Genomic DNA, 320 nt, shown 5'->3' on the forward strand with positions numbered 1-320 from the left:
GTTCAATCTCGAAATAATGGTATTAAGTATGTATAAGGTATATCCAAAAATAATTTTAGCCTGTTTGTTACTGGTTATGACCGGCACGGTTTATAGTCAGCGTGTGACGCAAACGATTAATGACGGTTGGAAGTTCTCCCTCTTTGAGGGAGATGCCTCTACTGCTGACTTTGATATTTCCGGTTGGACTGACGTTTCCATTCCTCATACGTGGAATGCAAAAGATGCAGATGATGAAATTCCCGGTTATTTCCGGGGAAAAGGCTGGTACAGGAAAGTGGTGGCTGTGGAGGAACTGATCCCCGAACAAAGAGTCTATC

General features: G+C 43.1%; 1 pseudogene. It reads left to right on the plus strand.

The window, feature by feature from the left end:
• Window positions 1–28: 28 nt before the first annotated feature.
• Window positions 29–320: pseudogene (locus AB5935_RS25195) on the plus strand (beta-galactosidase); the annotation flags it as partial.

This window comes from Phocaeicola sp. RTP21198st1_B8_RTP21198_201120, from assembly GCF_040929485.1.
Lineage (GTDB): Bacteria > Bacteroidota > Bacteroidia > Bacteroidales > Bacteroidaceae > Phocaeicola > Phocaeicola dorei.